21 protein-coding genes are annotated in these 22,884 nt (G+C 72.4%); 13 read left to right on the plus strand and 8 right to left on the minus strand.

What is annotated here, in order from left to right; genetic code table 11:
- Nucleotides 1-193 precede the first annotated feature (193 nt).
- Together IA22_RS0116300 and IA22_RS0116305 are read left to right on the plus strand one after the other, a co-directional pair.
- Nucleotides 194-2,254 (plus strand): HelD family protein, encoded by a 2,061-nt coding sequence (locus tag IA22_RS0116300; RefSeq protein WP_014154819.1) that lies wholly within the window; start codon nucleotides 194-196, stop codon nucleotides 2,252-2,254.
- A 66-nt stretch (nucleotides 2,255-2,320) separates the two neighbouring features.
- Nucleotides 2,321-4,273, plus strand: coding sequence for an APC family permease (locus IA22_RS0116305; protein ID WP_014154820.1), 1,953 nt, complete (start codon nucleotides 2,321-2,323; stop codon nucleotides 4,271-4,273).
- A 17-nt stretch (nucleotides 4,274-4,290) separates the two neighbouring features.
- Here the strand turns inward: IA22_RS0116305 and IA22_RS0116310 are convergent, their stop codons facing one another.
- The 6 genes from IA22_RS0116310 to IA22_RS0116335 form a co-directional block, all read right to left on the minus strand.
- Nucleotides 4,291-6,630 (minus strand): MMPL family transporter, encoded by a 2,340-nt coding sequence (locus IA22_RS0116310; protein WP_030123988.1) that lies wholly within the window; start codon nucleotides 6,628-6,630, stop codon nucleotides 4,291-4,293.
- 157 nt (nucleotides 6,631-6,787) lie between these two features.
- Nucleotides 6,788-7,477, minus strand: coding sequence for a copper homeostasis protein CutC (locus IA22_RS0116315; RefSeq protein WP_014154822.1), 690 nt, complete (start codon nucleotides 7,475-7,477; stop codon nucleotides 6,788-6,790).
- 177 nt (nucleotides 7,478-7,654) lie between these two features.
- Entirely contained in the window at nucleotides 7,655-9,064 is a 1,410-nt protein-coding gene (locus IA22_RS0116320) for a lipase family protein (RefSeq protein WP_030123989.1), read from the minus strand.
- A gap of 138 nt (nucleotides 9,065-9,202) precedes the next feature.
- On the minus strand, nucleotides 9,203-10,063 hold the full coding sequence (locus IA22_RS0116325; protein WP_030123990.1) for a 5-oxoprolinase subunit C family protein: 861 nt from the start codon (nucleotides 10,061-10,063) through the stop codon (nucleotides 9,203-9,205).
- On the minus strand, nucleotides 10,060-10,692 hold the full coding sequence (locus tag IA22_RS0116330; protein WP_030123991.1) for a 5-oxoprolinase subunit B family protein: 633 nt from the start codon (nucleotides 10,690-10,692) through the stop codon (nucleotides 10,060-10,062). The genes IA22_RS0116325 and IA22_RS0116330 overlap by 4 nt, the downstream gene beginning before the upstream one ends.
- The gene (locus IA22_RS0116335) at nucleotides 10,689-11,438 is read right to left on the minus strand and encodes a LamB/YcsF family protein (protein ID WP_015578217.1); all 750 of its coding nucleotides are present in this window, start codon (nucleotides 11,436-11,438) and stop codon (nucleotides 10,689-10,691) included. Before IA22_RS0116335 ends, IA22_RS0116330 begins: the two co-directional genes overlap by 4 nt.
- 236 nt (nucleotides 11,439-11,674) lie before the next feature.
- On the opposite strand from IA22_RS0116335, the gene IA22_RS0116340 reads away from it, so the two are divergent.
- From IA22_RS0116340 to IA22_RS0116365, 6 genes are all read left to right on the plus strand, one after another.
- Nucleotides 11,675-12,400, plus strand: a complete 726-nt coding sequence (locus IA22_RS0116340; protein ID WP_014154827.1) for a GntR family transcriptional regulator — start codon at nucleotides 11,675-11,677, stop codon at nucleotides 12,398-12,400.
- Between the two features lie 241 nt (nucleotides 12,401-12,641).
- A complete protein-coding gene (locus IA22_RS0116345; protein ID WP_014154828.1) occupies nucleotides 12,642-13,373 on the plus strand; it encodes a DUF969 domain-containing protein in 732 nt (243 codons plus the stop codon).
- A complete protein-coding gene (locus tag IA22_RS0116350; protein ID WP_030123992.1) occupies nucleotides 13,370-14,338 on the plus strand; it encodes a DUF979 domain-containing protein in 969 nt (322 codons plus the stop codon). The genes IA22_RS0116345 and IA22_RS0116350 overlap by 4 nt, the downstream gene beginning before the upstream one ends.
- 80 nt (nucleotides 14,339-14,418) lie before the next feature.
- On the plus strand, nucleotides 14,419-15,459 hold the full coding sequence (locus tag IA22_RS0116355) for a DUF2891 domain-containing protein (protein WP_014154830.1): 1,041 nt from the start codon (nucleotides 14,419-14,421) through the stop codon (nucleotides 15,457-15,459).
- Between the two features lie 72 nt (nucleotides 15,460-15,531).
- A complete protein-coding gene (locus IA22_RS0116360; protein ID WP_030123993.1) occupies nucleotides 15,532-16,233 on the plus strand; it encodes an HD domain-containing protein in 702 nt (233 codons plus the stop codon).
- Nucleotides 16,234-16,305: 72 nt separating this feature from the next.
- Complete coding sequence (locus tag IA22_RS0116365; protein ID WP_234318687.1) at nucleotides 16,306-17,550, plus strand: Cmx/CmrA family chloramphenicol efflux MFS transporter; 1,245 nt, start codon at nucleotides 16,306-16,308, stop codon at nucleotides 17,548-17,550.
- Nucleotides 17,551-17,594: 44 nt separating this feature from the next.
- On the opposite strand, the gene IA22_RS0116370 is transcribed toward IA22_RS0116365, so the two are convergent.
- Both IA22_RS0116370 and IA22_RS0116375 read right to left on the minus strand, forming a co-directional pair.
- The gene (locus IA22_RS0116370; RefSeq protein WP_014154833.1) at nucleotides 17,595-17,885 is read right to left on the minus strand and encodes a DUF4031 domain-containing protein; all 291 of its coding nucleotides are present in this window, start codon (nucleotides 17,883-17,885) and stop codon (nucleotides 17,595-17,597) included.
- Nucleotides 17,882-18,250, minus strand: a complete 369-nt coding sequence (locus tag IA22_RS0116375) for a hypothetical protein (RefSeq protein WP_014154834.1) — start codon at nucleotides 18,248-18,250, stop codon at nucleotides 17,882-17,884. The genes IA22_RS0116370 and IA22_RS0116375 overlap by 4 nt, the downstream gene beginning before the upstream one ends.
- 112 nt (nucleotides 18,251-18,362) lie before the next feature.
- On the opposite strand from IA22_RS0116375, the gene IA22_RS0116380 reads away from it, so the two are divergent.
- The 5 genes from IA22_RS0116380 (at nucleotide 18,363) to IA22_RS0116400 (ending at nucleotide 22,711) form a co-directional block, all read left to right on the plus strand.
- Nucleotides 18,363-19,280 carry a MurR/RpiR family transcriptional regulator gene (locus IA22_RS0116380; protein ID WP_014154835.1) on the plus strand — a complete coding sequence of 306 codons (918 nt, stop codon included), beginning with the start codon at nucleotides 18,363-18,365 and terminating at the stop codon, nucleotides 19,278-19,280.
- A gap of 63 nt (nucleotides 19,281-19,343) precedes the next feature.
- A complete protein-coding gene (murQ, locus tag IA22_RS0116385) occupies nucleotides 19,344-20,312 on the plus strand; it encodes an N-acetylmuramic acid 6-phosphate etherase (protein WP_014154836.1) in 969 nt (322 codons plus the stop codon).
- A gap of 35 nt (nucleotides 20,313-20,347) precedes the next feature.
- Nucleotides 20,348-21,862, plus strand: coding sequence for a PTS transporter subunit EIIC (locus tag IA22_RS0116390; protein WP_030123994.1), 1,515 nt, complete (start codon nucleotides 20,348-20,350; stop codon nucleotides 21,860-21,862).
- Nucleotides 21,863-21,997: 135 nt separating this feature from the next.
- A complete protein-coding gene (locus tag IA22_RS0116395; RefSeq protein WP_014154838.1) occupies nucleotides 21,998-22,168 on the plus strand; it encodes a DUF5670 family protein in 171 nt (56 codons plus the stop codon).
- A 189-nt stretch (nucleotides 22,169-22,357) separates the two neighbouring features.
- On the plus strand, nucleotides 22,358-22,711 hold the full coding sequence (locus IA22_RS0116400; protein ID WP_014154839.1) for a PRC-barrel domain-containing protein: 354 nt from the start codon (nucleotides 22,358-22,360) through the stop codon (nucleotides 22,709-22,711).
- The last annotated feature ends 173 nt before the right edge of the window (nucleotides 22,712-22,884 follow it).

The following is a 22,884-nucleotide window of genomic DNA, read 5'->3' on the forward strand; positions in this document are numbered from 1 at the left end:
CCGAACCGTGGTACCGGCCAGCCCTTCCGAGCGGCCGGCAGCCGGGGGAGCGCCGCCGACCGGACGGAAACCGGCCGACGACTACTGCCGCACGCGCCCACCCGCGCGTGCGCATCCGTGTGTGAACGTCCCCGAGCGGACCGGGCGGTGAGCCCTGTCCGCCGTCCTGCGTCGAAAAGCCGGAGGCAACACCGTGCCCGCGCACGAAGAGTCAAGCAATCCACTGGTCAAGGAGCGGGACCACCTCGCCGCGTCCCGTGCCGCGCTGCGCGCCATGCGCGAGGACGTGCAGGCCCTCGACATCCGTGACGTCACGGCGAACTGGGTCAACGCCGCCGTGCTGCAGGCCCAGATCGACGACCGCATCAAGGCGCTCGCCGATCTCTCCCACACCCCGCTGTTCTTCGGCCGCCTCGACTACCTGCACGCGGTCGGCGCGGAGAAGACGGAGGGCGCGGAGGGCGAGCAGTTCTACATCGGACGCCGCCACGTCCACGACGCGCACGGCGATCCCATGGTCATCGACTGGCGTGCCCCGGTCTCCCAGCCCTTCTACCAGGCGTCCAGGAACAACCCGCTGGACGTCGACCGCCGGCGCCGCTTCGGCTACACCGGGGGCGAGCTGACCGCGTACGAGGACGAGCGGCTCAGCGACCCGGCGGAGGAGGAGCGGACCAGCAAGCTCCTCCAGGCGGAGATCGAGCGGCCCCGTGTCGGGCCGATGCGCGACATCGTGGCGACGATCCAGCCCGAGCAGGACGAGATCGTCCGCAGCGGGCTCGGCGGGACGGTCTGCGTCCAGGGCGGCCCCGGCACCGGGAAGACCGCCGTCGGTCTGCACCGTGTCGCCTACCTCCTGTACGCGCACCGCGAGCGGCTCGCCCGCACCGGCACCCTCGTCGTCGGCCCGAACCGGTCGTTCCTCCACTACATCGAGCAGGTCCTGCCCGCGCTCGGCGAGCTGGAAGTGCAGCAGGCCACCGTCGAGGACCTGGTGGCGGCGCGCGTCGAGGTGCGGGGCACCGACGAGTCGGCCGCCGCCGTGATCAAGGGCGACGCCAGGATGGCCGACGTGCTGCGCCGGGCGATCCGCTCCCATGTGACGCCCCCGGCGGAGCCGGTCGTGGTGGTGCGCGGCTCCCGCCGCTGGCGCGTCCCGGCGTACGCGGTCGAGGAGATGGTCTCCGAGCTGCTGGCCCGCGACATGCGGTACGGCGCCGCCCACGAGGCCCTGCCGCAGCGCATCGCGCACGCCGTGCTCGTACAGATGGAGGCCGCGGGCGAGGCGCCGGACGACCGGGTGCAGAACGCGGTGGCGCGCAATCCCGCGGTGAAGGCGGCCGTCAAGGCGATCTGGCCGGCCGTGGACCCGGCGAAGCTCGTGCTGCGGCTCCTGACGGACGCGGACTTCCTGGCCGCGCACGCGGACGGGGTCCTCACCGACGAGGAGCAGAAGCACGTCCTCATGGCCCGGCCGGCCCGCAGCGTGAAGGCGGCGAGGTGGACGGCGGCGGACGCCGTCCTGATCGACGAGGCGGCCGACCTGGTGGCCCGGACGCACTCGCTGGGCCACGTCGTCATCGACGAGGCCCAGGACCTGTCCCCGATGCAGTACCGCGCGGTGGGCCGCCGCTGCTCGACCGGCTCGGCGACGGTGCTCGGCGACCTGGCACAGGGCACGACACCGTGGTCGACGCGGAGCTGGGAGCAGGCGCTGTTCCACCTGGGCAAGCCGGACGCCGTCGTCGAGGAGCTGACGGCCGGCTTCCGTGTGCCGCGCGAGGTGATCGCCTACGCGTCGCGGCTGCTGCCCGCGATCTCGCCCGGTCTCGCTCCCGTGGAGTCGGTGCGTGAGACGCCCGGCTCCCTGGTGGTGCGGGAGGTGGCGGCCGCGGAGGAGCTGGACGCCGCGGTCGTCGCGGCGTGCGAGGAGTCGCTGCGCCAGGAGGGGTCGATCGGCCTGATCGCGGCCGACGCCCGGATCCCGGCCCTGTCCGCGGCCCTCGCGGCGGCCGGTCACAGCTGCCTCTCCCCCGGTGAGGAGACCACGGCTCAGTCCCGGCTGACCCTCGTCCCGGCGTCGCTGGCGAAGGGGCTGGAGTACGACTACGTGGTGCTGGACGAACCGGCGGCCGTGGTGGACGGCGAACCCGACGAGCGCACCGGCCTGCGCCGCCTGTACGTCGCGCTGACCCGTGCGGTCTCGGGTCTGGTCGTGCTGCACGCCTCGCCGCTGCCGGAACAACTCGGCTGACGCCGGACGAGTGCCCGCCCGTGGCGCCTGCCCGGCCCACGGGCGGGCGCCCGCTGTGATGAGGGCATGACCCTCGACCGGCCGGCGTACCGCGTCAAGCGGCGTCTCCTCGGGAAGCCGCTCACCACCGAGCACATCAGCGAAGAGAAGCTGGACAACCGGACGGCGCTCGGGGTGCTGGCCTCCGACTGCATCAGCTCGTCGGCGTACGGCTCCGAGGAGATGCTGCGCGTCCTGGTGCCCGTGGTGGGGGCTGCCGCCTTCACCATGATCATGCCGTTGACCGGTGCGATCCTCCTGGTCCTCCTGCTCCTGACGCTCTGTTACAGCGACGTCGTCACCATCTACACCCGGGCCGGCGGCTCCTACGTGGTCGCCCGGGAGAACTTCGGGCCGAACGTCGCCCAGATCGCGGCCGTGGCCCTGCTCGTCGACTACATCGTCACCGTCGCGGTCCAGGTCTCCGCCGGAACCAACGCCCTGATCTCGCTGGCCCACCTGGCCGGTGACAACTGGACGGGCCTGGACCATCTCCAGCTGCCGGTCTCGGTCGCGGTGATCGTCCTGCTCGCGTACGGGAACCTGCGCGGCATCCGCGAGGCGGGCCGGATGTTCGCGCTCCCCGCGTACCTCTTCATGGCCGCCGTCGGGCTGGTGCTCCTCGTGGCGGCCGTGCGCGGGATCGCCGGGGAGCTGCCGCGCGCCGATCTGCACGCCGCGGGTGTGGTCCCGCTGGGCACTCCCGAAGACGGCTGGCTGTACGGTGCCTCCCTCTTCATCGTGCTGCGTTCCTTCGCCAACGGCGGTTCGTCCCTGACCGGGCTCGAAGCGATCTCGAACGGCATCTCGGCGTTCCGTGAACCGCAGGGCCGCAACGCACGGCGCACCCTGGTCGCCATGAGCTGCGTGCTCGCCGTACTGGTCCTGGGCGTCTCGACGCTGGCCCACTTCACCCACGCCGTCCCGTACACCGACGGCACCCCGACCGTCATCGCGCAGGAGGCACGGCTCGTGTTCGGCGGAGGGCCGCTGGGAACCGCGGGACTGGTCTTCGTGCAGCTGGCGACGGCGCTGGTCCTCTACACCGGCGCCAACACCCCCTTCACCGGCTTCCCCTTCCTGGCCAGCTTCGTCGCACAGGACCGGTTCCTGCCCCGGGTGCTGACCCGGCGCGGTCACCGGCTCGCCTTCTCGAACGGCATCATCTCGCTCGCCGTCATCTCGCTGGCGCTGCTGCTGGCGACCGGCGCCAGCGTGGACAGACTGGTGGCCCTGTACGCGATCGGCGTGTTCACCGCCTTCACCATGGCCGGGTCCGGTCTCACCGCGTACCACCTGCGGCGGCGCGAGCCGCTGCGCAGGGTGAAGATCACGCTCAACGCGCTCGCGGCGGTCATCTCCGCGGCCGTGGTCCTGATCTTCGCGGTCACCAAGTTCACCGAGGGCGCCTGGCTCGTCGTGGTGATCTTCCCGCTCGGCGTCTGGGCGCTGACCCGGATCAACCATGAGTACCGGCACGAGGCCGCCGCGCTGGAGCGGCTGCCCCTGGGCACGGACCGGCCGCGTGACCGCCGGCATCAGGTGTTCGTCCTGGTCGACACGCTGGACCTGGCGGCGCTGAAGGGACTGCGGTACGCCCACGAGCTGCGGCCCGACACGGTACGGGCGGTGCACTTCGCGATCGACGAGGCGCACGCCCGGCGGCTGTCGGCCGCCTGGGAGAGGACGTCGGCGACGTCGGTGCCCCTGGAGCTCGTCGCGTGCCCGGACCGCAGGCTGCGGCACGCGATGCGGGAACTGGCCGTCCGCACCACGGCGGACGGGGAGACGTCGCTGACGGTGCTCGTGCCGCGGCGGATGTACGCGAACGCCCTGGGCAAGCTGCTCCACCGGGGCACCGGCGAGAAGATGGCCCGGGCGCTGGGTCAGCTGCCGCACGTCGCGGTGACGATCCTGCCGTTCGACGCCTCACGCGCCCTGCGGGTGCTGGATTCGGGCCATGCGCCGCCGCTGGACTGACCGGGCGTACGCCCGTGTCATGTGTTCCCGGACGCCTTCGCCCCGCCCGTGGTCCCGGACCCCTCCGCGTCGAGGTGCGGCAGGACCCGGTCCAGCCACCGCGGCGTCCACCAGGCGGCGCGGCCGAGCAGGGTCATCACCGCGGGCACCAGCAGCAGCCGTACGACGGTGGCGTCGATCAGCACGCTGACCGCGAGGCCGAGTCCGAGCATCTTGACGACGATGTTGTCGCTGATGATGAAGGCCGCGAAGACGCTGACCATGATCAGGGCGGCGCAGGTGATGACCCGTGCGGTGATCTCCAGGGCGTGCGCGACGCTCGCCCTGGGGTCGTTCGTGGCCAGCCACGCCTCGTGGATCCGGGTCAGCAGGAAGATCTCGTAGTCCATGCTGAGGCCGAAGACGATGGCGAACATCATCATCGGCACGTAGCTCTCGATCGGGACGTCGCCCGAGACGCCGAGCGCGGGACCGCCCCAGCCCCACTGGAAGACGGCCACCACGACTCCGTACGAGGCGGCGATCGACAGGACGTTGAGCAGGGCCGCCTTGACCGCGACGAGCAGCCCGCGGAAGACGGCCAGGATGACGAGGAAGGCGAGGCCGACCACCACCGCGATGATCAGGGGCAGCCTGCTGGAGACGATGTCCAGGAAGTCGACCTGGGCGGCCGTCGTGCCGGTCACATAGGTGTCCGCCGCGGTGCCGTGGACCGCGGCGGGCAGGACGTCGTCCGACAGGCGGTCGACCAGGCTCGTGGTCCGCTCGTCCTGCGGCGCGGCGACGGAGTAGGCGGTCGCCGTGAGGACGTCCCCGTCCTGGGTGGCGGTGAGCGGGGTGATGAAGGCCGCGTCCGGCACCTTGGCCAGGGACTGCTGGACCTGGCTCTCCAGCGCGCTCCGGTCGCTCTGCGGCACCTCGCTCTGGTCGATCACGAGCGTCAGCGGGCCGTTCGACCCGGGGCCGAAGGCCGAGGACATGAGGTCGTAGGCGCGCCGGTCGGTGAAGGACCTGGGGTCGGCGCCGTCCCCGATGTGCCCGAGCTGGATGAAGAGGACGGGGAAGGCGAGGACGGCCAGGACGACCACCCCGGCGGCCAGGAACCACCACGGGCGGCGCTCCACCCGCTGCGCGTACCGGTGCCAGGTGCCGTGCGTCGTCGGACCTCGTTCGGTCGTCGGTTCCCGGCCGGGCCGCGCGCTCCCATCCGGGCCCGGCTCAGCCCCGGCCCCCGCCCCGGGCTCCGGGCCGGGCTCCACCTCGGCGACCGGCTTGCGGACGTGGATCCGGTCGATGTACCGCCCGGTCAGCCCGAGCATGGCCGGGACCAGGGTGAGGGCCCCGAGCACCGCCGTGACGACCGTGACGGCCGCCGCGACGCCCAGCTTGCCGATGAAGCCGATGCCGGAGACCCACAGTCCGCAGAGGGCGATGATCACCGTGCATCCGGAGAGCAGCACGGCCCGTCCGCTGGTCGCCGTGGCCGCGCCCGCGGCCGCCACCGGATCCCGGCCGTCCATGAGGTTCTGGCGGTGCCGGGTGACCAGGAACAGGGCGTAGTCGATGCCCACGCCGAGCCCGATCATCGTGGCCAGGGTCGGCGACACGGTGGCGAAGGTCGTCGCCGCTGCCAGCAGCCCCAGCAGCCCGAGGCCGCAGACGACGCAGATGAGGGCCGTGATCAGGGGGAGCAGGGCCGCCAGGAGGCTGCCGAAGCCGATCAGCAGCACGAGGACGGCCACCCCGAAACCGATGGCCTCGCTGACGCGGTCGTTCGCCTTGGGCCGGGCCAGCTCACCCAGCGAGCCGCCGTACTCCACCGCGGCACCCGCCGACCGGAGCGGCCGCACGGCGGAGTCCACGCCGTCGAGGTATCCGGAGCCGAGGCTGGAGGGCTGCTCGCTGAACCGGACGGTGATGTACGCCGTCTTCCCGTCGGCGGAGAGCGGGCCCACGTCCGGTCCGCCGGTGCTGCTCGGCGCGGTCAGCGGGTTCTGCGCGGAGAGCACGTCGGGGAGCTTCTGCAGGCTGCCGACCACCGTCGACATCTGGCTGCTCAGCCCGCTGAGGGACTTGTCCGCGTCGTGCACCACCACCTGGCTGCTGTAGCCGCCGGCCGAGGGGGCGTGTTTCTCCAGGACGTCGAGGCCGTCCTGCGACTGGGTCCCGGGGATCGCGAAGTTGTCGGAGTAGTCGCCCCCGTACGCGTGCTGCACGGCCTGGAGCGCGACGAGCGCGGCGATCCACAGCACGATGACGACCACGAAGTGGCGCGCGCACCACGACCCGGTCGCCTGCAGCACCCCCGCCCGGCGCACGGGAGTGCCGGAGCCGTGGGCGGGCTGCTGGTGCGACATGTGGACTCCGGGACGGGGCCGGGCAACTGGAACACTCAGCAGCATTCAAGACCGGCCCCGCCCCGGGGGCACGCCGATGCAGGGGAACGGGTGACCCCTGCCCTCGCCCGGACGCCCCCGGCTGCCCGGCCGGCCGGACCCGCGGCCCGGACGCCCGTCAGCCGTCGAGGGCCGTGCGCCACTCCCGTACGGCCGCGGTGTCCACCGGGCCGCTCCAGCCGCCGGGGCGTGCGGCCCCTCCGATGTGGAAGGCCTCGATACCGGCGGCGCGCAGCCGCGGCAGGTGGTCCAGGCGCAGCCCGCCGCCCACCATGATCTGCGGTTCGTAGCCCGGCTGCTCGGCGCGCGCCGCCTCGTCGAGCAGGACGTCCATGCCGGCGTCGACGCCGCTCGGTGAACCGGCCGTGAGGTAGGTGTCCAGGCCCGGCAGGTCGGCGAGGTGCTTGCGCAGCACGTCGCGGTCGGCGGCCCGGTCGATGGCGCGGTGGAAGGTCCACGGGCAGCCGTTCAGCTCGGCGACGAGCCGCTCGACGGCGACCAGGTCGGCGTGCCCGTCCTGGTCCAGGAAACCGAGGACGAACTCCTCGGCGCCCGCGGCGCGCAGGGTGCGGGCCTTGTCCACCAGGACATCGATGTCTCCGGCCGCGAACCCGTCCGCGACCCTGAGCATGACCCGGAGCGGGATGTCGACGGCGGACCGGATGCTCTCGAAGACCTTGAGCGGGGGCGTCAGACCGTCGGCCGCCATGTCGGTGACCAGTTCGAGGCGGTCAGCACCGCCCGCCTGCGCCGCGACCGCGTCCTCCGCGTCGAGAGCGATCACCTCCAGGACTGCACGGTTGCTCATGGTGTTCCATTCCCTCGGAGCGGCTGTCGGACTACAGGTCTAGTCCAATAACCAGACTACGGGTCGGTCACCCGGGGCGCAGCTCTCCCTCCGAACGTGTCCGCGCGGAAACGCGGGACCGCGGCGGCGTCCGTGGGGCGGACGCGCCGCGGCCTCGGGGGTCACGGGGTGGGGACGTCAGGGCTGGACCGGCATCGACCAGCAGTTGGAGTACGCCTTCTTGCCGGAGAGCCGGTCCGTCATCCAGGAGATGGCGGCGCCCTGGTCGGTGAGGTAGGGCGCGAGGTGGTTGGTGAGGATCTTGTCGCCGAGGTTGGGCAGCAGGACGGCCTCGTACGTCACGTCGGCACCCTTGCGGCACCAGTCCACCGCCAGCTGCCTGGCCTGCTCGTGGCCGACGATGTCGTCGTGCACCCCGGTCGCCAGCCGCACCGGGGCCGTCGGCCTCAGGTTGCCGATGCGCTGCCGGGCGAGGACCTCCTGGAGCTTCGGTTCGGCCGCGATGACGTCGGCGATCGGCCTGCCGTCCGCGGTCCACCTCCTGCTGTCGGTGAAACCGTGGCCGAGGATCGCGTCGCCGACGCACATGGTCGAGGTGTCCTTCAGCGCGGCCTTGCCGACGTCGTTGGTGTGCGCGTCGACGATCGCCTTCAGGGAGGGGTCGGACTGGACGAAGCCGTTGATCGACCAGCCGAGCGCGCCGGCCAGGGCGCTGCCGTCGATGCCCTTCATGACCTCGGTGAGGTCGGCGGGCGGGGCTCCCGCGTAGGTGCCCGCCAGATTGACGTCGGGGGCGTAGGCGGAGTGGAGTTCGGCGGCCGAGGCGCTGGCCCCACCGCCCTGGCTGTAGCCGTAGAGGCCGACACGCGAGGCGGCGGTGACCGACGCGCCCGCGACGGAGCGGGCCGCCCGCGCCGCGTCCAGGAGGGCATGGCCCTCGTCGACCCGGTTGACGTAGGTGTGGAGCCGGTCGGTCGCGCCGAGGCCGACGTAGTCGGTGACGACGACGGCGGCACCGGCGGCGAGGAAGCGGTACACCGCGATGTTGTCGTAGCCGATGGACACCGTGCCCTCGCCGACGGTCAGCGGGTGCTGGAGTGACAGGGAGGGGGCGCACTGGTCGCCCTGCCCCATCGTCCCCGAGGCCAGCGCCACCAGGGGGCGGGGACCGCCGCCCTTCCACGAGGCGGCCGGTTCGATGTACGCGCCGGTGACGGCGACGGGCCCGCCGCCCGCGTCGGTCGACTTGTACATCAGCCGGGTCGCGGTGCCGGGCAGCCGGCGGCCGTCCAGGCCGGGAAGGCTCAGCCCGAGAGGCAGCGGCTCCGTGCGGACGAGGGACCCGTCGGCGGCGGGCAGCCGTGCCGGCGGGGTGTAGAAGGCGGGAATCGTCACGCCCCGGGAGACCACCGGCTCCGACCCGGCGGAACCGGCGGCCGAGGCAGGTACGGCCGATGCGGCCAGACACGCGGCGGCGGCCACCGAGGCGGCGAGCAGGCGACCCGTGCGGCGTCCCCGCCGACGGGGTTCAGGACGGTGGGGGGCGTTCGTGATCGAGCTCGAACGGGCGATCCTGCGCGGACTCACGGCTCACTCCTCGCACTGCTCCGATGAAGGGTGAGCGCAAGCTAGCACCGAGGCGTTACCTGAGGTAACTCACCGGTAAGTTACGCTTCGGTAACGTGAAGGCGGCCCGGCCCCGGCGTGCCTCCCCCGAGGCTCCCGTCACGCGTCGACGAACCGCACCGGCGTCCCCGGGACCGCCTGCGCCGCCCCCGCCAGCGCCGATGCCGCGACCACGCCCACGACCGGGTAACCCCCCGTCGTCGGATGGTCGTTGAGGAACACCACGGGCAGCCCGTCCGGCGGCACCTGGACGGCGCCCAGCACCATGCCCTCGCTGGGCAGTTCGCCGCCCCGCGCACGGCCCAGGGCGGGGCCCTCCGTACGCAGACCGATGCGGTTGCTCCGTTCGGAGACCCGGTACACGGCCGTGGTGAGGGTGCGCAGCGCCCGGTCCGTGAACCAGTCGTCGCGTGGACCCCGGTGCAGGGGCAGCACCAGCTCGGCGGGGACGCCGGGCCACGGCACCGTGTCGACGCCGGGGGTGTCACCAGGCCTGCCCAGCGGCAGGACGTGCCCCTCGCGCAGGACCGGCGGGCCCAGCCCCGAGAGCAGGTCGGCGGATCGGCTGCCGAGCACGGGCTCGGGCACCAGGCCACCCGCGAACGCCAGGTATCCGCGCACCCCGTGCACCGCGGGGCCGGCGTCCAGCACCGCTCCCCCGGGCACGCGCACGGGTGAGCCCCACGCGACGGGGCGGCCGTCGACGGTGACCCGGCACGGCGCCCCGCCGACGACGGCCCACACCGGCCGGTTCCCGGTCACCCTGACCGCGCACCCGGTGAGCGTGGTCTCCAGCACCGCCGCGTCCGGGGCGTTGCCGACGAGCCGGTTGGCCAGCCGGCGGGCCGGGCCGTCCAGCGCTCCGGCGCGGGGCACGCCGAGATGCGCCCAGCCGGTACGGCCCTCGTCCTGCACGGTGGTCAGCGCGCCGGCCCGGACCACCTCGATGCCCGCGCTCATCCGCGCACCTCCGCCGGCACGAAGCGCACCCGGGTCCCGGGGCCGAGCAGGGCCGCGGGTTCGCGTCCCGGGTCCCAGAGCGCCTCGGGCCCGGGCATCCGCCCGATGAGCTGCCAGCCGCCGGGCGACGTACGCGGATAGACCCCGGTGTACGGGCCGGCGAGGGCCAGCGCACCGGCCGGCACCCGGGTCCGTGGCGTCGTCCGGCGCGGCACGCTCAGGTGCCCCGGCAGTCCCGTGAGATATCCGAAGCCGGGCGCGAACCCGCAGAAGGCGACCCGGAATTCCGTGCGGGCGTGAAGGCGGGGCACCTCGTCGACGGCGACCCCCCAGGCCTCGGCCACGTCGGCGAGGTCGGGTCCGTCGTAGACGACGGGTATCTCGACGGCCTCCCCCTCCCCCCTGTCGAGCGGCGGCACGGTCCACGACCTCAGCCGCCCCGCGAGCGCGCGGTCCTCGACCCCGTCCAGCAGCACGGTCCGGGCGCCGGGGACGATCTCGCGTACGGGGAGCTCGCCGGCGGCCCGCCGGCGGAGCAGTTCCGCGTGGAAGGCCTCCGCGTCCTCACCGCAGGGCAGTTCCACGAGCAGGGCGCGGGGCCCGGCCTCCAGCACCCTGACGCCGCTCATGCGAACGCCCGCACACGGACGCCGGCTTCCTCCAACGCCGCGCGGACCCGCAGGGCGAGCGCCGCCGCACCGGGGGTGTCGCCGTGCACGCAGAGAGACCGCGCCCTGACCGCTATCCGGCTGCCGTCCACCCCGGCCACCGACCCGTCGAGGGCCATGCCGACGCTGCGGCGCACGACCTCGTCCGCGTCGTGCACCACGGCTCCCGGTTCACCGCGTGGCACGAGCGTGCCCTGCGGGGTGTACGCACGGTCGGCGAAGGCCTCCTCGACGGCGGTCAGGCCCGCCGCCTCCGCGTGGGCGAGCAACCGCGACCCGGGCAGCCCGAGGACCGCCGGCCGGCCACCCGCCAGCAGCACGCCCGCCACGACGGCGGCGGCCTGCTCCTCGTCCCGGACGACCCGGTTGTAGAGGGCGCCGTGCGGCTTCACGTACGAGACCGTGGAACCGGCGGCTTCCGCGAACACCCGCAGGGCGCCGATCTGGTAGGCGATCTCGGCGGTCAGCTCGGCCGCCGGTACGTCCATGGAGCGGCGCCCGAATCCGGCGAGGTCGCGGTAGGACACCTGGGCGCCGATGCGGACCCCCCGCTCCGCCGCCGTCCCGCAGACCCGCCGCATCACCGAGGCGTCGCCCGCGTGGAAGCCGCAGGCGACATTGGCGCTGGTGACACAGGCCAGCAGCGCCTCGTCCTCGGTGAGGGTCCAGCGTCCGAACCCCTCGCCGAGGTCCGCGTTGAGGTCCATCGGCCGCACCGGGGGCGTCACACTCGTCAGATCCGTCACGGGCGCACGCTAGCGATTGTTCAACAATCTGACAAGAGCCCGCCCACCGGGCGAGACCCTCGTACGGTTCACTGAGCACGGCGCGCCGCGCACGGCCGACGGGACATCAGGCACGGCGGACGCGCGGCAGGAGCGACGGTACGGCAGGCGCGGCAGGCGTGACAGGCGTGACAGGCGTGAGGCAGGGGACAGGGCACATGGCGGGGACATCGGGCGGCGGGCGGAACGGCGGCACACCGGACCTCTCGGAACTGGCGGCGCACAGCACCTCCCTGGAGCGGTCGGGGACGGCCGAGCGGGTCGCCGCCGTCCTGCGGGACCGGATCACCGAGGGCTACTTCCCGCCGGGCAGCCGCCTCTCCGAGGAGAGCATCAGCGGCGCGCTGGCCGTGTCCCGCAACACGCTGCGCGAGGCGTTCCGCCTGCTCTCCCACGAACGCCTCCTGGAGCACCGCCTCAACCGGGGCGTGTTCGTCCGCGTCCTGGCCGTGGACGACCTGGTCGACATCTACCGGGTGCGGCTCCTCGTCGAGTGCGCGGCCCTGCGGGCCCTGGGCGAGCCGCCGTTCGACCTGGGCGCGGTCGAGGCGGCGGTGTCGTCGGGCGAGCAGGCCGCGCTCCGCGACGACTGGCCCGCCTGTTCGACCGCCAACATCCGCTTCCACCAGGCACTGGCCGGCCTGGCGAACAGCGCCCGCACCGACGAGCTGATGCGCAACGTCCTCGCCGAACTGCGGCTGGCCTTCCATGTGATGGCCGACCCGCGCCGTTTCCACGAGCCCTACCTCACCCGCAACCGCGAGATCACGGACCGGCTGGCCAAGGGGGACGCGGCGGGCGCCGAGCGGATGCTCGCCTTCTACCTGGAGGACTCCCGGCGCCAGCTGGCGGAGGCCTACGCACAGCGGCTCACCGAGCGGTAGCCGGGAATCGTTCCATGATCCACGCACGGCGCTCCGGCTCCTGACGGGCCGATATTTCCCCGCATTCACGCCGATATAAGGGCAAACTACCCACCTTCACACCCTACGGAACTGTGGATTCCGATCGATGTAGCTCACACCCTTGTGAAATTGTTGAACAAGACTCTAGGGTCTCGCGTTGACACCCCCGTCTGACCAGGACCGTGCACCGCCACGTCCCTGCGCGGAAGAAGGCCGACGCGTGATCGTTCTCCTCGGCGTGCTCGTGGTGATCCTCGGATTCGCCACCCGCCGCAATCCCCTGCTCGTGGTGGGTGCCGCAGGCATCATCACGGGGCTGCTCGGCAAGCTCTCGCCGCAGGAGGTGCTGGCCTCGTTCGGCAACAGCTTCGCCTCCGCCCGTTCGGTGACCGTCTTCGTGATCACGCTGCCCGTCATCGGGCTCCTGGAGCGCTACGGGCTCCAGGAACAGGCCCGTACCCTCATCGGCAAGCTCGGCAAGCTGACCACCGGGCGGTTCCTGACCCTCTATCTGCTGATACGGCAGCTCACCGCCTCCGTCGGGCTCACCAGCATCGGCGGCCCCGCGCAGAGCGTGCGGCCGCTGATCGCCCCGATGGCCGAGGCGGCCGCCGAGGCCAAGGCGGGCCGTCCGCTTCCGCAGAAGCTGCGGGAGAAGGTCCGCTCGCACGCGTCCGGGGCCGACACCATCGGCGTGTTCTTCGGCGAGGACTGCTTCATCGCCATCGGGTCCATCCTGCTGATCACCGGCTTCGTGAACTCGACGTACGACCAGCACCTCGAACCGCTGCACCTGGCTCTGTGGGCGATCCCCTCCGCGATCTGCGCCTTCCTCATCCACGGGGCCCGCCTGCTCAACCTGGACCGGCAGCTGGAGCGCGAACTGGCCGTCACCGCGGCCGAGAACGACCTGGCGGCGCACGCCGGGACCCGCACGGAGGACGCCAAGTGATCAAGTCCGAGTACTTCTTCTGGCTGGTCGGCGCGGTGTTCCTCGTCATGGCCGCGCAGATGGCCATGGACCGCACCAACCCGAAGCGCTTCGGCTCCGCCGCCTTCTGGGGCCTGCTGGGCGCCGCGTTCTTCTACTCCACCGGGGTCGTCGACGAGTCCCTCCCCGCCGAACCGCTGGGCGTCGTCGTCCTGGTCCTGATCGTCCTGGGCGGCTTCGGCCTCACCGGCAAGGGCGAGTCGCACACGCCGCCCCGCGAGAAGCGCGCCGCCTCGGCCGCCCGCTTCGGCAACAAGCTGTTCCTCCCGGCCCTCACCATCCCCGTGGTCGCGATGATCTGCGCGACGCTCGTGAAGAACTGGAAGATCGGTGGCGAACCGGTCCTGGAGCCGGGGTACGAGACCATTCTCGGCCTGGGCGTCGGCGCGATCGCCGCGCTGGCCGTGGGCATGGTGCTGCTGCGCGAACGCAAGGTCTCCGTACCGCTGCACTCCGGCCGCAACATGCTCGAATCGATGGGCTGGGCGCTCCTCCTCCCCCAGCTGCTCTCCGTCCTCGGCTCGATCTTCCAGACCGCCGGTGTCGGTGACCAGGTCGGCAGGATCACCGAGGCGGTGCTGCCGGACGGTCAGCGGCTCGTGGCGGTGGCCGTCTACTGCGGCGGGATGGCGCTGTTCACCATCGTCATGGGCAACGCCTTCGCCGCGTTCCCGGTGATGACGGCCGCGATCGGCTGGCCCGTCCTGATCGAGCAGATGAACGGCAACGCGCCCGCCGTCCTCGCGATCGGCATGCTGTGCGGCTTCTGCGGCACGCTCGTCACGCCGATGGCCGCCAACTTCAACCTGGTCCCCGCCGCGCTCCTCGAACTCAAGGACCAGTACGGCCCGATCAAGGCGCAGCTCCCCACTGCGGCGGCCCTGCTGGTCTGCAACGTCGTGATCATGGCGCTCTTCGCCTTCTGACCCGGGCCGCGCCCGCCGCCTCGCCCGAAGCACCCCTGACCCGAGCCGCCGCCCCACCCCACCCCTCTGGAGTGACCCCGATGTCCCCCGCGCTCCCCGCCGCGTACGCCGTCCCCTTCGCGGAACTGGCCCTCGCCAACGTCGTACGCGAGTACCCCAACGCGCCCGCCCACCTCTACGCCGGGCCCGAGGAACTCGTCGCGCCCCGCACGCTGCACCCCGCGTTCTACGGAGGCTACGACTGGCACTCGACGGTGCACATGCACTGGCTGCTCGTCCGCCTCATGCGCCGCTTCTCCGCCACCGGCGACCTCCCGGCGACCCTCACCACCCGTATCCGCGAGGTGCTCGACACCCACCTGACCCGCGAGAACATCGACGTCGAGGCGGCCTACCTGCGGGGCCGGACGCACTTCGAGCGCCCTTACGGCTGGGCCTGGCTGATCGCGCTCGCCGGGGAGTGCCGGGCCCTCGCCACACCCGACGGCGACCGCTGGGCCGACGCCCTGGCCCCCGGCGTGGCCGCGGTCGGCGACCTGCTGGCCGCCTGGCTGCCCAAGGCGACGTACCCGGTCCGGCACGGCGTCCACAACAACAGCGCGTTCGGTCTGGGCCTGATCCTCGACGCGGGCGAGGCAGCCGGGCTGCCCGCGCCGGTCCTGGACGCGGCGGCCGACCGGCTGCGGACCTGGTTCACCGACGACCACGACGCCCCCGCCCACTGGGAGCCCTCCGGCCAGGACTTCCTCTCCCCCGCGCTGGCCGAGGCCGACGCGATGCGCCGGGTGCTGCCGGTGGCGGAGTTCCGCGCCTGGATCGCCGCGTTCCTGCCTGCCCTGGTATCCGCGGCGCCCGACTCCACGCTGCTGGACCCGCCGGTGGTCTCCGACCACGCCGACCCCCAGATCGGCCACCTCCTCGGTCTCACCCTGAGCCGGGCGGCCGCCCTCCGCACGATCGCCGGCGCGCTCCCGGACGGCCCGGCCCGCACCGCGCTCCTGGCCTCGGCCGAGGCCCATCTCACGCGTGGGCTGCCGACGGTCTCCTCCGGGGACTTCTCCTCGGACCACTGGCTGGCGACGTACGCGGCGCTGGCCCTGGACACGGCACCCGGTCGCTGAACGGACACAGGGCCCTGCGTTCCCCGGCCGGGGAACGCAGGGCGCACCGGGCGCACGCCCTACCCTCGGCGTATGAGCGACAGCGCCACCTCCGAGACCGGCCCCTCCGACGACCCGCGGCCCGGCGGCGACCCGCGGCCCGGCGGCGCCCTGCGTGACCGCTGGAGCGAGACCCTGCTCGCGGTACGCGGCGGAGCGGGCCCCGATCCGACGCCCTACGCGGACAACCTCCTGGACCGCTGGGCGGAACCCCAGCGGCGCTACCACACCACCGCCCATCTGACGCAGGTCCTCGACCGCGTCGACACCCTGGCCGGCCATGCCTCCGACCCGGAGCTGGTGCGCCTCGCCGTCTGGTTCCACGACGCCGTCTACCGCCCCGACCGCTCCGAGAACGAGGAGCGCAGCGCGGCTCTCGCGGAGCGCGCCCTGCCCGAAGCCGGTGTTTCCGGGGCCGCGACGGCCGAGGTCGCCCGGCTGGTCCGGCTCACCGTCACGCACGACCCGGCCGACGGGGACACCAACGGCGAGGTCCTCTGCGACGCGGATCTCGCGATCCTCGCCTCGGCGCCCAAGGAGTACGCGGCGTACGCGGCCCAGGTGCGCGAGGAGTACGGCTTCGTCCCGGACGACGCGTTCCGCGAGGGGCGCTCCGCCGTCCTGCGACAGCTGCTGGAACTGCCCCGGCTGTTCCGTACTCCTCACGGGGTGCGGGAGTGGGAACCGAGGGCGCGGCAGAACCTGACCACCGAACTGGAGCTTCTCAGCCGGTGAGACAAGGGAATGACAGGGACTGGAGCACTGTTGGCCACTGTCATGCCCGACTCTGCTTCCAGCCGTCCCCGTATGCCGATGGCCGTCTACATCCTCGGCCTCTCGGTATTCGCCCTCGGTACCAGTGAGTTCATGCTGTCCGGACTGCTGCCGCCCATCGCGGACGACATGGACGTGTCCATACCGAAGGCCGGACTCCTCATATCCGCCTTCGCGATCGGCATGGTGGTCGGCGCCCCGCTGCTCGCCGTCGCCACGCTCCGGCTGCCCCGCCGCACCACCCTCATCGCGCTCATCTCGGTCTTCGGGCTGGGCCAGGTCGCGGGCGCGCTGGCACCGACGTACGAGGTGCTGTTCGTCTCCCGGGTGGTGAGCGCCCTGGCGTGCGCGGGGTTCTGGGCCGTCGGCGCCGCGGTCGCCATCGCGATGGTGCCGGTGAACGCGCGGGCCAGGGCGATGGCCGTGATGATCGGCGGACTGTCGATAGCGAACGTCCTCGGGGTCCCCCTGGGGGCGTTCCTCGGGGAGAGCTTCGGCTGGCGTTCGGCGTTCTGGGCGGTGGGTGCCGCGTCCGCGATCGCCCTCGTCGGTGTCGTCACCCGCATCCCGCGCATTCCGCTGCCGGACGAGAAGCCGCAGCTCAAGCGTGAGGTCGCGATCTACCGGGACCGCCAGGTGTGGCTGTCCATCGTGATCACGGCCCTGGCGGCGGGCGGCGTGTTCTGCGCGTTCAGCTATCTCGCGCCGCTGCTCACGGACGTGGCGGGGCTGGATTCGGGCTGGGTCCCGTGGGTGCTCGGGCTGTTCGGCGTCGGCGCGCTGATCGGTACGACGATCGGCGGGCGGGTCGCGGACGCGCACCTGTTCGGGGTGCTGCTGAGCGGTATCAGCGCCTCGACGGTCTTCCTGGTGGCGCTGGCGCTCTTCGCGTCGAACCAGATCGCCGTCGTGGTCCTGGCGTTCCTGCTGGGGCTCTCCGCTTTCTACACGGCCCCGGCACTCAACGCCCGGATGTTCAACGTCGCGGGGGTCGCCCCGACGCTGGCGGGTGCGACGACGACGGCCGCGTTCAACCTGGGCAACACGAGCGGCCCCTGGCTGGGCGGTGCGGTCATCGACGCGGACTTCGGGTTCCGGGCGACCGCCTGGGCGGGCGCCGCGATGCTGGTGCTGGGCCTGGTGGCCGTGACGGTCTCGCTGCGGCTGCGCGGCGGCGCCCCGTCCCGGCGGATCGCCGGAGCACCGGCGCACCCGGGCGGGGAGCGGCACACCGGCTCCGAGCAGGCTGTCGCCGTGGAGCGGGGCGCGGGCCTGTAGCGGGACGCGGGCGCCGTGGTGGCCCGTCAGCCCGGGGCGGCCCGTCAGTTCGAGGCGGGCCGCCGCCCGGGAGCGGGCCGCCCCTTCGGCCGCCGCAGCCCGGCGTCGGTGAGCCGGCGCACGATCTCCTTCGACCCGACCTCCAGGGCCCCGGCGCGCACCGCGTCGGCGTAATGCGCCTCGGGCACGTCGTAGTGGTCGCGCTCGAAGGCTCGGGGCGGGCAGCCGATGGCCGCCGCGAAGGCGTGCAGCTCCTCGAACGACACGTCGCTGACCAGGTGCGACCACAGTCGGCCGTGCCCCGGCCACGTGGGCGGGTCGATGTAGACGGTCACCGGCCGAGCACCTCGGCGAGCGAACCCACCGGGGCGACGGACACCGTCGCCTTCGTGCAGACCCAGTGCGGATCGGGACCGAGCTCGGGCTCGACGTCCAGGGCGTGCGGCCCCTCCTCCGTGCACACCGGGCACAGCGGCCAGCGTCCGTGCTGTTCGAGCAGCGCGTCCTGGACGTCCTGCGCCACGAGACCGGTGACGAAGGACACGCCCTCGGGCCACTGCTCCACCCACCACCGGCGGTGGACTATCGCGTCCTCGACCATCGAGACGATCCCGGCATCGGCCACATCGCCCGCGACGAGGTCGGCCATCACCAGCGCACGCGCGGTGTGCAGCTCCTGTTCCAGGCTGTTCAACTCCATGGCCCCATTGTCCCCCGCCGCCCGAAGCCGCCCGAACGGCCGAGCCCGATCCTCCAGAGGTAGGGACCAAAGGGGGGTTGACGGGATTCCTCGGTGAAAATATCTTTCAAATGTGACCAATGATGTGAAGGAAAGTTTCAACCCGGACTCCCCGCCCGCCCCTGCGGCCCTCGCTGCCAAGGTGCGGACCCTCGCTCCGTCCATGACCCGTTCCATGCAGCGGGTCGCCGAAGCCGTCGCGGGTGACCCCGCCGGGTGCGCCGCCCTCACCGTCACCGGACTCGCCGAACTGACCGGCACCAGCGAGGCGACGGTCGTCCGCACCGCCCGCCTGCTGGGCTACCCGGGCTACCGGGACCTGCGTCTCGCGCTCGCCGGACTCGCCGCCCACCAGCAGTCCGGCAGGGCGCCCGCCGTCACCGCCGACATCGCGGTCGACGACCCCATCGCGGACGTCGTCACGAAGCTCGCCTACGACGAGCAGCAGACCCTCGCCGACACGGCCGCCGGTCTCGACACCGTGCAGCTCGGCGCCGCCGTGGCCGCCGCCGCGACCGCCCGCCGTGTCGACATCTACGGCGTCGGCGCGTCCTCCCTCGTCGGCCAGGACCTCGCGCAGAAGCTGCTCCGCATCGGGCTGATAGCCCATGCCCACATGGACCCGCACCTCGCCGTGACCAACGCGGTGCAGCTCCGCTCCGGTGACGTCGCCATCGCGATCACCCACTCCGGCTCCACCGGTGACGTCATCGAGCCGCTCCGGGTCGCCTTCGACCGCGGCGCGACGACGATCGCGATCACCGGCCGCCCCGACGGGCCGGTCTCGCAGTACGCCGACCACGTGCTGACCACGTCCACCGCCCGGGAGAGCGAGCTGCGGCCGGCCGCCATGTCGAGCCGCACGAGCCAGCTCCTCGTCGTCGACTGCCTCTTCATAGGGGTGGCCCAGCGGACGTACGAGACGGCCGCGCCCGCCCTGTCCGCCTCCTACGAGGCGCTCGCCCACCGCCACACCCCGCGCAGCCGCTGACCCCGGCAGCCCGGTCCCGTCCCCGCCGAACCGCACGAGCCCGAGAAAGCAGAGCCGCTGTCCATGACCTCCACCACCGACGCGAACGCCGACGCCCCGACCCCCGACGGTTACGGCGCACTGCGCGCGCAGCTCGACACCCTCACCACCGAGGCGTTCAGGCCGGAGCTCGCCGAGATCGACCAGCTGCCGACGCAGGAGATAGCCCGCATCATGAACGGCGAGGACACCACCGTCCCCGCCGCCGTGGCCGAGAAGCTTCCGCAGATCGCCGCCGCGATCGACGCGACCGCCGAGCGCATGGCACGCGGCGGCCGGCTGATCTACGCGGGCGCCGGCACCGCCGGGCGCCTCGGGGTGCTCGACGCCAGCGAGTGCCCGCCCACCTTCAACACCGACCCGTCCGAGGTCATCGGCCTGATCGCGGGCGGCCCCTCCGCCATGGTCAAGGCCGTCGAGGGCGCCGAGGACAGCAAGGAGCTGGCCGCCGCCGACCTCGACGCCCTGGGCCTCACCGCCGACGACACGGTGGTCGGGATCTCGGCCTCCGGCCGCACCCCGTACGCCATCGGTGCCGTCGAGCACGCCCGTGGCAAGGGCGCGCTCACCATCGGGCTCTCCTGCAACGCGGGCTCCGGACTCGCCGCCGCGGCAGAGCACGGTCTGGAGATCGTCGTCGGGCCCGAACTGCTCACCGGCTCCACCCGCCTCAAGGCGGGGACGGCGCAGAAGCTCGTCCTCAACATGCTCTCGACGATCACGATGATCCGGCTCGGCAAGACCTACGGGAACCTCATGGTCGACGTGCGCGCGTCCAACGAGAAGCTGCGCGCCCGCTCCCGCCGGATCGTCTCCCTCGCCACCGGCGCCTCCGACGAGGAGATCGAGACGGCGCTCGCCGCCACCGACGGCGAGGTCAAGAACGCCATCCTCACCATCCTCGGCGGGGTCGACGGCCCCACCGCCGCCACGCTCCTGGCCGACTCCCACGGCCACCTCCGGGCCGCCCTCGCGGGCGTCCGCACCACCTGACGCACCACTCCTCGCACAGCAAGGCACCACGCACCATGGCTACTGAAGACAAGAACCGCGCCACTGCCGCCGCGATCCTGCCGCTCGTCGGTGGCGCTGCGAACGTCGAGTCGATCGCCCACTGCATGACCCGGCTCCGGCTGGGTCTGCACGACCGCTCCCTCGTCGACGACGAGGCACTCAAGGCGGTCCCCGCCGTGATGGGTGTGGTCGAGGACGACACCTACCAGATCGTCCTCGGGCCGGGCACGGTCGCCCGCGTCACCCCGGAGTTCGAGCAGCTGGTCGAGGAGGGCCGGGCGTCGTCCGAGACGCCCGCGCCCGTCCACACCGCCGAGGAACTGGCCGACAAGGGCGCCGCCCTCAAGGCGCGGCAGAAGGCGAAGAACTCGACGCCCTTCAAGCTGTTCCTGCGCAGGATCGCGAACATCTTCGTCCCGCTGATCCCCGCCCTGATCGGCTGCGGCATCATCGCCGGCCTCAACGGGCTGCTGGTGAACCTCGGCTGGCTGACCTCGGTGACCCCCGCCCTCGCGGCGATGGCCTCCGGCTTCATGGCGCTGATCGCGGTCTTCGTCGGCTACAACACGGCGAAGGAGTTCGGCGGTACGCCGATCCTCGGTGGCGCGGTCGCGGCGATCATCGTCTTCCCCGGTGTCGCGAACATCGACGCCTTCGGCCAGACCCTCGCCCCGGGCCAGGGCGGCGTCCTCGGCGCCCTGGGTGCGGCGGTCCTCGCGGTGTACGTCGAGAAGTGGTGCCGCCGCTGGGTGCCCGAGGCTCTGGACGTGCTGGTCACGCCGACGCTCACGGTGCTGATCTCCGGCCTCGTCACGATCTTCGGCCTGATGTACGTGGCCGGTGAGGTCTCCTCCGCCATCGGCACCTTCGCGGACTGGCTGCTCTCCACGGGCGGCGCGGGCGCGGGCTTCCTGCTCGGCGGGTTCTTCCTGCCCCTGGTGATGCTGGGCCTGCACCAGGCGCTGATCCCCATCCACACGACGCTGATCGAGCAGCAGGGCTTCACGGTCCTGCTCCCGATCCTCGCCATGGCCGGAGCGGGCCAGGTCGGTGCGGCGGCCGCGGTCTACCTCCGTCTCCCCCGTAACGAGTCGATCCGCAGGACCATCAGGTCCGCCATGCCCGCGGGCCTGCTGGGTGTCGGCGAGCCCCTGATCTACGGTGTCTCGCTCCCCCTGGGCCGCCCCTTCATCACGGCCTGTGTGGGCGGCGCGTTCGGCGGCGGCTTCGTGGGCCTGTTCAACCAGCTCGGCGACTCGGTCGGATCCACGGCGATCGGCCCGTCCGGGTGGGCCCTGTTCCCGCTGCTCGACGGCAACCACGGCCTGGGCTCCACGATCGCGATCTACGCGGGCGGTCTGCTGGTCGGCTACGTCGCCGGCTTCGTCGCCACGTACTTCTTCGGCTTCAGCAAGTCCCTGCTCGCCGAGTTCAACGTCTCCCAGGAACCGGCCCCCTCCACGGTCGCGGCCAGCGGCCCGGCAGCCGCCTCGGGCGACAGCCAGGCCAAGGAGCCCGCCGGGGTCTGACCCGCCCGGCGGCGCCGCCGGAACGGTGACTCCGCAGACACGGACGATCACAAGAAGTACGCGTCATTTTCCGTACGCACACGTGTGTGTAGGCAATTGATTGCAGGGCACCAGAGGTCACGGAGGTTGATAACTATGGTTCCCCTGCTTCTTGTTCTTCTGCTCGCCCTGATCCTTTTCGGTGCCGGTTTCGCCCTCAAGGCACTCTGGTGGATCGCAGTGATCGTGCTCGTGGTGTGGCTCGTCGGATTCTTCGTGCGTCCGGCAGCCAGCGGTGGCAAGCGCGGCCGCTGGTACCGCTGGTAAACGGCCTCGACCAGCATTGACGCGGGTGGCGCACGGTCTTCGGACCGTGCGCCACCCGCGTTTTTGCGTGTTCTCCGAATTCCCGGCGCATACACGGGAAATGACCGGGCAGCCGATAACCGAGCGGCACTCGTCCTCATCACGACGGGATTCGCCGCGCCGGATGAACCGTCGAGGAAGGAGCCGATTATGAGCGACAACCTGTGGGGATACCAGCCTTCGAGCGGTCACACCGCGGGCGCCGATCTGACCGGATTCTCGGTCGAGGCGACGGACGGAAGCATCGGCAAGGTCGACAAGCACTCCGACGACGTGGGCTCCGCCTATCTGGTCGTCGACACCGGTGTCTGGATCTTCGGCAAGGACGTCCTGCTCCCGGCAGGCACGGTCAAGAGGATCGACACGGAGAACCGGACGGTCTTCGTCGACCTGACCAAGGATCAGATCAAGGACTCCCCGGAGTTCGACAAGCACAAGCATGCGAGCGATCCGGGCTACCACGCCCAGGTCGGCGGCTACTACGACAGCTATCGCATCGTCTGATCCCGGCAGTTCCACGAACAGAGGCGGGGCCGGCTCCCCTGGAGCCGGCCCCGCCGTACGCGTGCGCGGAGCCGCGGCCGGCGTACCCGGGCAGGGCCGTCTTCGGCCAATTCCCAGCAGCCCCGTTGGCTCCCCCGGTCGCGCGTGGGATGGTTGCCCCTCTTGCGGTGTCG

Origin of the sequence: Kitasatospora papulosa, from assembly GCF_000717245.1 — a bacterium.
GTDB lineage: Bacteria > Actinomycetota > Actinomycetes > Streptomycetales > Streptomycetaceae > Streptomyces > Streptomyces papulosus.